This window comes from Stenotrophomonas sp. 3diitr2024 (genome assembly GCF_042136455.1).
GTDB classification, from domain to species: Bacteria; Pseudomonadota; Gammaproteobacteria; order Xanthomonadales; family Xanthomonadaceae; genus Stenotrophomonas; species Stenotrophomonas sepilia.
This window is the reverse complement of sequence record NZ_JBHHMJ010000063.1, coordinates 1-12,008: the sequence shown is the minus strand read 5'-3', so window position 1 is coordinate 12,008 and position 12,008 is coordinate 1. Positions and strand designations below refer to the sequence as shown.

Genomic DNA, 12,008 nt, shown 5'->3' with positions numbered 1-12,008 from the left:
GGTCAGCGAGGTCCGTTGAGGCGCCGCTACCTGCGGTAGTGCCGGCCGCTGGCCGGCAACCCCGGCAAACATCGGGGTCAGAGCGATTTTCCGATGGAAAACGGATCCGACCCCGGTCAGTCGTGCAGCTGGCGCTGCTTCTTCCAGAACTGCCAGCGCTGGCCACGGTCCAGCTGGAACTGCAGGCCGTCCTCGAAGTCCAGTACCAGCCGCTGCAGTTCGCCACGCTTGAGCGCGGCCAGCAGCGGCCGGATCGCATCATTGCCGAGCTGCTGCAAAGAGCGCAGCTGGCGCAGGTCGACCAGCGCATCCACCGCCTGCTCGCCATCCACGGCCACACCAGCCGCCAGGGCCAGGCCCTGCAGCAGCGCGTCCCGGCTGCGCACCTGCGCGTGCGGCGTGCTGACCGACACCGGCATCACGCCACCGCCCCAGAACCACAGCGAATTGATCGGCTGTTGTCCCTGTGCGGCACGCTGCTGGTTCCAGGAATGGTTGTGCAGCAGCACCTGCGCCTCGGTCATCAGCGCCCGCCAGCGACGACCGCCCTCGCCTTCGGGCAGATGCGAGAACAGGTCATCGCCGAGGACCTCGTCGGGGCTGTCGAAGTCCGGCAGCTCGCTGTCGATCGGCAGCCGCAGGTACCAGCGCGAGGGATCGGGTGCGTCGAGCACGAAGCCGGCATCGGCGAACAATGGCTGCAGCACCGGCAGCAACGCGAGGCTGTCGGCCAGCGTCGGCCGCAGTGTTTCGCCGTAGGCCATCATCCGCGCGCCGTGCATGTCCGGCACCATGCAGGCCGGATCGGCACGCAGCCAGCTGGCGCCGGCGGCCTCGAACCAGTTCAGCTGGGTGCGCTGCCCCACGTTGGGATCCAGCGTGCGCCGGGCGCCGGTGGCCAGACCGATGATGTCGCCCTGCACCGCGTAGAAGCGGCTCGGCGCCAGCGCCGCAGATACGGTGGACAGCGGAGAATTCGGACCGAACGCAAACAGCGGAAGCGACGCGTCCGGCGATGCAATGTTGCCGTCGACCGACAGGTTGTGCCGCGAGCGGGTCACATTGCCGCCGGAATCCCCCTGCTGGGCCAGGAATGCGGGGTCGAAGGGTCCCGGCAGCCGCGCATCCGCGCCCGAGCGCGCGATCTGGGTCGCGCCACGTTGGGCGAAGATGCTGCCCCCGGCCAGGACGTCCAACCGTCCCGTTGCCGAGGGTGCCAGCAGGATCACATCCTGCGTCCCCGGCGTGGCGCTGATCCGGTCCAGCTTGATGTCGCCCTGCGCAGCAATGGCGCTGAAGCGCGAAGGATAGAGCCAGTAATTCAGCAGATCATCACCGCCACGCACATCAAGCTGGACCTGCTCGCGCCACAGATTGCTGCCGGTCACGTTATCCGGCCCGGCGAGGCCTGGCGCGAGGTCACCACCGGCACTGAACAGATCCACGGCCGTGCTGGCGGTCCACAGGGAGAACCACGTGCTGCCTGCAGCGCGCGCGCCATCATCCTGCAGCACCGCGCTGTAGTTGGCCAGCGGCACCCGGCCTGCATCGGCGATCCCGCCGAGCACCACATCGCCCCGTGCCTGCAGCTGCGCGACCGCATCGCCCAGCACCAGCACCGGTCCGCCCATTGCGCGGGCGGCGTCGGGCGCAAACAGGTCTGCGGCGCGCTGCTGACGCAGCGTCGCGTAGTTTTCCAGGGTGACGCCCATTGCACCGATGCGCCCGGCATCGAGCTGCAGGCTGCCACGCAGATTGCTGAAGGTACCGTTGAGGTCGAGATTCTGTCCCGCCCTGGAGGGATTGAGGCTGGAGATCGTCGCCTGCAGATTCGGATTCAGTGCGCCACCGATGCGCAACCGCAGGTCGCCGCCACCGGTCAGGTGCAGCTGGCCATTGCTGACCCGGCCGGTCGATCCCACCGCCGCGATGATCGCGCCCGAGCGCGGTGCGCTCAGCGAGCCCAGCGCGTCGCCCATCGGATCGCGGACGCCGGCATTGCGCCCGGCCTCAAGCGTCAGGTCGCCGCCACCCAAGGTGCCGAAGCCGGTGAAGCCGACCATCCGCGGAGAGGCGCCAGCGGCAGCGGACACGTTGGTGTAGGTGCCAAAGTTCACCCACCAGCTGGTCGGCACCGGCTCCACGCCGCTGGTGCTGCCGGTTCCCTGCCGCCACAGCCAATTGCCGACTGCGGCACTGGAGTACAGCGCCCAGTCGCGCTCGCTGGTGCCCGACTCCGCGCGCGCGGTCCAGGCGTCGCCGACGATATCGCGCCCGGCTTCGACCCGCAGGTTGCCACCATGATCGGGATACCAGGCCTGGTAGCCTGCGATCGCTGCGTCATAGCTGCCCGGCACCAGGTTCGGCCCCAGCAGTGCGGTGTTCCAGGGAGCCGCTGCACGGGGCGAATTGAAGGCAGCGTCGTGGCCCCCACCCAGCGCGGTGGGAGTGCCGGCGGTGTAGACACCGAAGCCTGACTTCATCACGACGTCACCGGCAGCGAGCAGTTCCATGTCCCCCTTGCCGGTGCGCAGCACGCTCCACGCCGGCGTGCCCGCGCGCTTGCCGTAGGTAGTCACTTCGGTCTGCGTGCCGCCGCCGGCGCAGTAGGTGGGCGCGGTACTGCAGAACTCGTCTTCGGTCATGCCGAACATCGCGGCGAAGTCCTTCGCAGGGGTGCCCACGTAGGACTCGTCACCCCAGTAATCCAGCGAGCCCTGCGCGGCCACCTGGCGGGGTGCCGGGCCGCAGTAGTCGGCCGACATCGCGCAGAACTCATCTTCGGTGAAGCCGAACATGTCAGCCAGCTCTGCGATCGGGCGGCCCGCATAGGACGTGTCGCCGATCCAGTCCAACGATGCCCGCTCGGTCAACGCACGATCACCCACCCAGATGATCTCGGACTTGACCGTGCCGATCGAGCCCTGGTGGGTATCAGCCAGCACCACGCTGCCTTCGCTACCCCAGCGCCGGCTGCGTGGATCGGCCGCCCCGGCATCGGCACCGGCAACCACGGTCAAGTCCCAGGAGGTGGTGCCCTCGGCCAGCATCGGCGCCAGCGCCCAGTTGCGCCCCTGGTTGCCGTTGGCATCGGCCGGCCTCAGATTCACCGGCGCGTCGCCGGGCAGCTCCACCTTGGTCAACGAGGGAATGTACGCGCCCACCTTGAGCGCGACTTCCCGTGCCAGGCGCAGCGCAACCGGCAACACCGCGCCGGCGGGCCACTCCTGTGCCGCCACCTGTACCGCACTGCGCAGGCGGAAGCCGGCTCCCAGCCGCGCACCTGCCGCCAGCACCAGCGGCTCCTGCAGCACGGTGCCCGCGGCCAGCGTCTGCCCGGAGTCGGTGGTCACTGCCGCACCCAGTACAGTACCCGCGGGCAGGCGCAGATTCTGCGAGATCACCATCGGCGCGGGCAGCACGGTACCAACCGGAAGCGTTACCGATTCGACCGGCACGTCGTAGTTCAGGCGGGTGCCGGCCTGGAACTCGGTGCCGGGCTGCAGCTTCACTCCGTCCACCGGCACCACCAGGCCACTGCCGAAGGGGGTGTGCCCCGCGCTGCCATTGCGACCCTCATACAGCTGCCAGCCCCCCTCATCCGGCGTGGGCGGTGGCGGTGCGAAGCCATCGTTGATGCTGCCGTAGACATTGATGTTGCCTTCGGCCCGCAGCACCAGCGAGGCCGATTCGCCGAAGCCACGCCGCGATGGATCGGCGCGGTTGGCGTCGGGCCCGTAGCGGTAGCCGGACAGATCGATGTCGCCGGCAATGGTCAGGTCGCCGTCCGGGTTGGCGTCGCTGCGCCGCGCCACCACCTGCACGCCGGGACGAAGGCGGACATCACCCAGCGCGCGCGTGCGCTGCTGCAGGTCCGGGTTGCCCAGCGCACCATCGACCCACGCCACGCTGTGCGGATCGACCACCTGGTCCAGCCACTGCTGGGTCACCAGCTGCGCGCGGTTGCCGCGCACATCAGCGGTGCTGGCCAGGGGCGCATCGTCGTAACGACGGACACCATTGAGCTGGATGTCGGCCGCGCCATCGATGCGCAGGCCATTGGCCGCGGCAATCGCTGCGTCGTTGCTGCCCACCCGCGGCACATCGATCTTCAGCGAGCCCCGCGCCATGCCGTCGTTCTGTCCAGGGCCGTCGCCGACGGCAACGTCGCTGCCGGCACGCAGGTCCAGGTGCGCCGCGCTGCCCAGACCCACGGCGCCTTCGGCGCTGCCCAGGGTGATGCTGGCCCGGTTCGGACTGTCGATGATCTTGCCATGGCTGTCCACGCGCAGGCCGGTACCGTGCGCGTCCAGCGTACCGTCCACCTGCAACTGGTCGCGGGCGTACAGGCGGATGCTGCCGACCTGCTCGCCGCTGGCATCGATGCGGCCGGCCACGGTCAGGCTGCCCGCGTCGACACTGATGTCGACCCGGCGCGCCTTCACTTCGTCGCCGATCCGAAGATCGCCTTCACCGATCTGGAAGCTGCGGCCGCCAACGACACCGCCGGCGGTCAATCGCTGGTTGAGGCCGGCGAAGTCCTGCAGCTGGCGTGCCCGCACCACAAGTTCACCACCGTCGTAGGGCACCAGCGTGCCGCCGGCATCGTAGCGGCCACTGGCGGCACCCTGCAGAACACCGGCCAGATCGGCTTGGCCGGCCACTGCGGTGACCGTCATGCGCCCGGCGCGGTTGTTGCGGGCAGAAACATCGATGCGGGAGGCAGCATCGGTGCGGATGTCACCCGTGTCGCTGGACAGCAGGACATCACCGCCCCAGCTGAACTTGTCCACGTCGTACAGCGGGACCTTGCGCCCGGCCAGGTCCAGCACCGCCCGGCCGCCAAGCGTGATGCCCTGGCGTGCGCTCGCCGACAGCCGTCCTGACGCCAGCGCGATCGTGCTGTCCAGCGTGATCCGGTTGGCGTCGATGCTCAGCTCACTGCCCAGTGCATCGCCACCCGCCTTGCCGGTGCCCCCCTGCAGGCGGAACTCGCCGCCAGTGCGCACGCGCAGCTGCGCGGCGGGATCGGCGGTCAACAACGAGGTATCGATGCCGAGGCTGCCTCCGCTGTACTGCCAGCCCTTGTCGGCCAGATAGTCGCCGCGCTGCTGGAACACGTCCAGCGTGCCCTGCGCGGAGAACGACAGCTGCTCCGAAGCACTCAGGTTCAGCGCACTGAATCCGAGCACCTGCCGGTTCGCAGGTACTTCAGAGCTGGGACGGCTGAATGGTGCCCGCCCGAGCTGCAGCTGGCGGGTGACGAGGTCCAGCTGCCCGGCGCCGAGCCGGTCCACCATCGGATCGGCCGGCGGCACCGACGCGTCGCTGCCCGGCGCCTGGCTCGCCGCCAATGCGCCGTCCCAGACCAGCGTGTCCACCAGGATGCGCGCACGGTCGGTCGCCGCGCCGTAGCCGCGGATGGCCTGCGCACCCAGCACAAGCGTCTGCAGGCCACTGCGGCCGGTGGCACTGTCGCGCGCGTCCAGGTCGACGCTGCCGAACACGTTGACAGACTCCCGCGCGACCAGGCTCAGCGTGTCCAGCGCCGGCGCGCCGGTGGCATCATTGCCGCGCAGCAGTTGCTGCAGCACGGACTGGTTCATGGTCATGCCACTGGGCAGTGCCCCTGCCGCAGCGGCCTGTGCGATCGCTTCGGCACTGCCGAGGTTCAGCGCCGCCATGCTCAGGCCGAGCTGACGGGTGCCATAGCTGACCGAGTCGCGCATCTGCAGCGTGCCATCGGTCGCTACCGCGATGCTGCCATCGGAAACCAGCCGGGCCTGGCCGTCGCACGCCGCCTGGCACCCCCCGATGTCGATCGCCACCGGACCGGCCTCCACGCCCGTGGTGCCGGTGATCAGGTTCAGGCGCTGGTTGGACACCGCCAGCAGGCCGCCGGAGACCTGGTAAGGCAGCGTCGCGCTGGCACCCGCGTTGGCGGTTGCGAACGGCAGTGTATCGAGGGTCGCACCGGCCTCGACCAGCACGCCGCTGCCACCGGAGGCCGCTGCCACCAGCACTTCCGGTGCGTTCAGGGTGACGCCGGAACGGATCGCCACACTGCGCGCCTGGCCGGTCACCGCCACCTGCGAGGCCTCCTGGCTGAACTGCCCGCCGATGATCATCCGTGCCGGCAGGAAGGCATTGAGCGCGTCGTCGCTGAAGGTGGCGCCGCGATCACGCGCCTGCGATTGCGCGCTACCGTCAACGATCTCCAGTGAACCGACCGCCGGGCTCGCCAACGTGGCTGCCAGCGTGCCGCCGCGCCCCTTGTCGGTGGCGGCGCCGAACCGCGCGGTGCCGGCGAAGCGGATGGCAGGCGTGTCTGCACGACCTGCACCTTCGCCCAGCGCTAGGGTCAACCCGAGCGCATCGATGGTCTGCCAGCCACGCGACTCGCCGCGGCGGTCGGCCACCGACTGCGCGAAGCTGTTGTAAGAGGTTTCGTTGTAGCCCGAGTGCCGGCGTACCACTGCGGCGGGCGTCAGCAGGATGTCGGTGAGCAACGGCGAGATTGCCGCGCCCAGCGCCGTGCGCTGCTGCCCGGACACACGCCAGGTGCCGGTGCCGGTCGCAATCGGTTGCACGATGCCAGAGGTGCCGGTAGCGCCCAGCTCCACCCGGAATGCACCGGGCTGCAGCGCATAGCTTGCCGGCATCAGCGTGTAGGTGCCGGCCGCCAGGCCGGGCACGCCAGCCGGCACGGTGATCTGCTGGCCCACCGCCGGAGCTGCGAATCCTTCTTCGCCGCTGGGGGCGAACGCCTCGGCGCGTCCCGGTACGATCGCGTACACCGGGTTGCCTGACGCACTGAACGCGTAGCGCGGATTGGCGTCGGCCAACGCCGTGCGCAGCACGTCGACAGAGCCGCCGCGCCCGGACACGAAGGCCGCACCGGTCAACTCACCACCGCCGGACATGTCCAGCAGTGCCCCCGACGCCACCTCGATCTCGTTGGCCTTCAGGGTCACCCCCATCGAGGAGATGCCGGCCGGCGTCAGCGAGCTCAGGCTGCGCGTGCCTACCCGCCAGTCGACACCATCGACGGTGCCACCATAGGGCAGCGACAAGCCGGCACCGCTGGTGGAGGTAACGCTGCCTGGCAGCAGTTCCACCCGGCTGCCGATGGTTCCGTTCTGGATCAGGCCGCCCAGCTGCAGCGTGCCCATCGGCGCCTGTACGTTGCCGCCCTGCTGCACCGTGGCGGCCACCAGGCGAAGCGTGCCCAGCGCCGATTCCGGCGCCGGCTGCGTGGCCGCACCTGTGCCGTGGATTCGCAGCACGGCAGCTGGATCGGCCCAGTAATCAGCGGTCTGCACGGTCTGCGCCGAAGCGCCGGCCACCAGCGTGCCGACCGCGCCTGCGGTGGGGTACAGGCGCGCAGCGGTGACGTCCATCGAACCGGCCGTCATCAACGCGCTGGTGTTGCCACTGCTGGCAATGCCGTTGGTCAGGCGCACGTCGCTGCGGCTTTCCAGCGCCACGTGGTCGAACCCGGGCAGCCAGGTGACGTCGCGGATGTCGATCAGCGCGGCCTGCACCGCCAGCGCGTGATCGTCCGGCCCGGCCGAAGCGACCGCCGCAGTGCCCTGCAGGTTCTCGCCCGCCAGCTGGCCCCAGCGCGCCTGCGCCAGGCGGACGTAGGGCGCACTCAGCCGCAACGCCGACGACGGCCCGGCATCCACGGCCATGCCCAGGCTCGAAGTGCCCTGGCCATGGATGCGCAGGCTCTGGGCCAGGCGCAGGTCGACATCGCCAACGGCGCGGATGTCACCGAACACGGACAGGTTGTCGAAGCCGCCCGCCTGCAGCTGCTCGACCGACAACGCGGCGTGGCCATACTCCAATGCGGCCGGCAGTGGCTGCACCGGTGCGCTGTGCTGGCCGAGGGTGATCGCACGTGCCCGCAGTACCTCCTCGCTGGCGCCACGTGCATGGATGCTGCCGCCGAAGGCCAGCCCAAGCGTGCCACCGCGTGCGCCGGCACCACCGGCGGCCGCGTCCATTCCGCCCTCCAGATACAGCGCATTGGCCGAGCGCAGCACGATCTGCCCGCCGTCGCTGTCCACGCGTACACGGCCTTGGCCGTCGATATCCAGCTCGGCCGACGCCCCCCGCGCCTGCAGGCGCGCGCCGCGTTCGACCACTACGAACGCTTCCGGTGGTCGGTTGTCGACGAATGCTGCGGTCTCCCAGTCCAGCGCCCCGCCAATCTCAATGCGTCCACCCGCGCGCACCTGCCCGCGCAGGCGGCCGCTGGCATCGGGCAGCGAGATCGCTTCCGCATCGGCATCCAGCAGCGCGCCTTCGGCGAAACGCCAGGTGCGTTCGGTGCGCTGCCCCGCGTACAGCGCATCCTGCGGACGCACATCGTCGATCACGATGCGGCCGCCCTTCGCACGCAGTGTGCCTTCAACATCGATGTTGCCTGCACCCAGCAGCGAGATCGTCTGCCCTGGATCGACCGCCACCAGTGCATCCTTGCCGACCCGCAGGTCACCGCCCACGCCGTTGCGGTCCGAACGCAGGCTGATGCTCGCACCGGCGCGCTGGCTGACGCGCCCGTTCGACGGATCGGCGCTGTACAGCGGCGCATCCCATGCCGCCAGTGCGGACGCCCGATCGGTTGCCGTCTGCGCGTCCTGGGTCATGCGCAGGCCTGGCAGGGCAGCGACCAGCCGCGCGCCGTCGGCCACCTCCACGCCTTGGTGGCCATTGATGTCGTATTGCGCGAAGCCACTGCCGAACAAGCCGGTGTCCAGTCGTAGCGATGCGCCCGCCGGGTCCGCATCGCCCACTCGAACGCGGCCACCGGTTCCCAGCGAGAAGGCACCACTGCCCTGTCCTCGGCCACTGAACCGGCTCCCCTCACCCAGCTGCACCCGACCACTGCCGTCGGTCGTAACCGTGCTGCTGTTGGCCTGCAGGCTGACGCTGCCCCCTTTGCCGATGCGGGCCTTGCCGCGCAGGTCCAGCGCGGCGCCGGCCTCGACGTCCACCTTTGCCTCGGCGCCCACGACCACGTCATGACTGTTGCTCAGGCTCAGGCGGCCGCCATCCGTCCAGGCACCGCTGGCGTCGAGCGGCATCGGCAGTGATGCGTTGCTCCATTCGCCGGAGAGATCGATCCGCGTGCCACCGGCAATGGCGGTGCGGGCGCGGCCGTCGTGCAGCAGCGCCGTCGGCCGGCCCTGGACATCCAGCAGGTTGCCCGCCGACAGCTGGCCGCCAGCAATGCCGATGTCGCCTGCCAGTTCGACCTCGCTGCCGGTCAGGTTGAGCTGTCCACCTGCCTGAAGCCGAAGGCTGCCGTCGATGCGGATGCGATCGGCGGTCGCCAGGTCGATCCGTCCCCATTGCTGGGCACTCAGCGCTGCGATATCCAACCACACCGTGTCACGCCGCTCCTCGTTGATCGGAGCCAGCAGCGACCACGCCGCCTTCGCCGGAGCCTTGTCATCCAGGCGCACATCCGAGCCGAACACACCACTGCGGCCCTGGCCGTCGTAGCGCCCCAGGTACAGCTGCGCATTGCGCGCCACTGCCGTCTGCGCCTGCGCATAGCCATCCAGCGCGGCCTCCGGCCTGCGGTTCTGCTGCGCGCCCTGGAAGGTGGTCGTCTCAACCTTCCCATCCAGCACTGCGGTCGGTGCGGAGACGATCAGCCGACCTGCATCGCGGCCGACGGTGTATCCGTTATCGACACGCTGCGCCGCGAATACGATCGGATCACGGAAGGTCTCAGTGATGCCCCAGCGCTCCTGCTTTACTTCATGGCCGCTGTACAGGCCATCGAACAGCATCTCCGCCGGCGCCTCATCAAGGCGGTAGACCTGGCCGTCGACGCCGCGCACCCAGCTCTGCCGGATCACGCCGCTCTGCACATCCAGGCTGCCGCCGGCAAGGTTGATGCGTGAGCCACCGTTCGTGATCACTTCCCTGCCACCCAGCAGGACGGTGCCTCCCTGCGCAGCCCATTCGCCGATCGAGTGCCCCTGGTTGTCGAGGTAGCCACCCACCTCCAGCAGGCCGCCTGCAGCGTACCAGCGCTCCCCCTCGTAGCCCCCGGTACCGGCCGGAACGTGGACCAGCCTGCGGCGATCGACCCAGACTTCACTGCTGGTCAGCTTGCCGCTGTCGCGGTTGTCCAGGGCATCGCGCAGTTCGTTGCCCTGCACCTTGACCTGGACATTGTTGCTTTCCATCGACACCTGCACGCCCACTGCGCCGGACACGTCCACGCGCGCGGCGTCGTCTACGTAGCTGCGGGCCGCCGCATCGGCGATGATCTGGCCGCCCGTGGCAACCGTCAGCGAATCCCTGCTGAAATGGATGTTGCCACCCGAGACGATCTCCACCCGCGACTGGTCCCGGCGATCATTGTGCTGGGACAGATTGTCGAAGGTTGCCGAGCGCGCGCCAGCGCGGATCGCGTCCTGCTCTGCCGACTCCTTGATGAGGCTGTCGCGCTGCGTATCCAGCACCGTGGCCTTGCCATCGTCCTCGATCAGCACCGCCGTAGTGGCGGCATCGGCCAGCGTGACGCTGCTGCCGGCATCACTGGCCGAGGCCAGAAGATGCACGGTGCCGCGCTGTGCGAGCGTGGTGCTGGCCACGGCCACACCGGCCTGCTCGACGCTGCGCCCGGCCAGAGTCACGTCACCCTCAAGCGCGCGCAGCAGGCCGGTGTTGCGCACGCTGCCAGCCGTGCTGCCGGCGATGAAGCGCGGCGCGATCTCATTGCCCCGGGTGGTGGAGCTGGTATTGGTGGCCGTACCCACGCCGCGCCGGATCACGAAACTGTCTCCCGCAGCGAGCTGCACCTGGCCCTTGCGCGCCTCGATATGGCCAGCATTCTCCACGCTGTGCCCGGCCAGCAGCACGTAGCCACCGCCGCGCGTCGCACTGGTCGGCTCATGGGTCGCGATGTGGGCACCCTGCTCCACCATCACCTTGCCGAATGCATCGCTGAGCGTGCTGCTGCTGGCGTCGGGGCTGTACAGGCCATTGTCGCGGAACTGCGCATCGCTGATCCGTGCTGCAGCCGCCAGCAGATTGCGTACATTGACCTGGCTGTTGTTGCCGAACACCACGCCGTTGCGGTTGGCGACGAACACCGTGCCATTGGCCTTCAGCTGGCCCAGGATCTGGCTGGGACGCGCCTGCGGATCGTTGACGCGGTTCAGTACTGCCCAGTCAGGGTGCTGCAGGAAGTTCAGCGTTGTGCTGCCGCCGATGTTGAAGGTCTCCCAGTTCAGGATCGCCTTGTCCGCGGTCTGCTCGACCGTGACCTGCACCCGCCCGTCGCTGCCCTGCGACTGGATCGCCTCGCGCGCGTTGAGCCAGCCACGGGTCAGCGGATTCTGGTCGACGCTCAGGCCGTCCTTGCCGAGGCCGTCGGCAACGATGAAGCCAGCTTCGCGGCGCGCCTGCCGCGCCTGTTCCTGCAGGCGCTGCTGCAGGGCAATCGCCTGCGCCGCCGTGCCAAGATTGTCGATCGACTGCTGCAGCTTCTGCCGTGCTGCGTCCTGCTGCTGGGCCGGCAACTGGAACTGGATCGGCACGCCGTTGGGCATCCGGCCACTCTGTGCCGCGCTGCCCTGGGCCGCGCCCCGTTCGGCGAACCAGCCCGGACTGAACGCCTGCTGCGCCTGGCTGGCCGGGGCCACCATGCTCCCCAGTGCGACTGCGATGGCCCACGCCATCGGATGATTGCGGCGCATCGACGCGGCCGGACGAACAACGGACGGGAGCGGGTGCGACATCGGAACCTCATCAACCTGGTGGGCCGCGGCTGCGGCCTGCGCCACGGTGCGGCTGTTGCCACCGGCAATCATCAGCGCGGTGCCCAGCACGGCCTCGTGGCCGTTGCGGCTGCGCACATGCGGACGCGCCCAGCGCGAGCTGGCCTGGATGCCGGCCAGGCCGAGGCTGGCATCGTTCATGCCCAGCGGCTTGAAGATGCGGCGCTCGACCGACTGCTCGTAGAAGCTGCCGGAGGCCGC

General features: G+C 69.5%; 1 protein-coding gene. It reads right to left on the bottom strand.

What is annotated here, in order from left to right; translation table 11 throughout:
- Nucleotides 1–116: 116 nt before the first annotated feature.
- Entirely contained in the window at nt 117–11,948 is an 11,832-nt protein-coding gene (locus ABGA94_RS01265) for a filamentous hemagglutinin N-terminal domain-containing protein (protein WP_375366159.1), read from the bottom strand.
- Nucleotides 11,949–12,008 lie beyond the last annotated feature (60 nt).

Excerpts from the sequence above, each read along its gene's own strand:
- ABGA94_RS01265 (WP_375366159.1), bottom strand. The coding sequence starts at position 11,948 with ATGAACGATGCCAGCCTCGGCCTGGCCGGCATCCAGGCCAGCTCGCGC.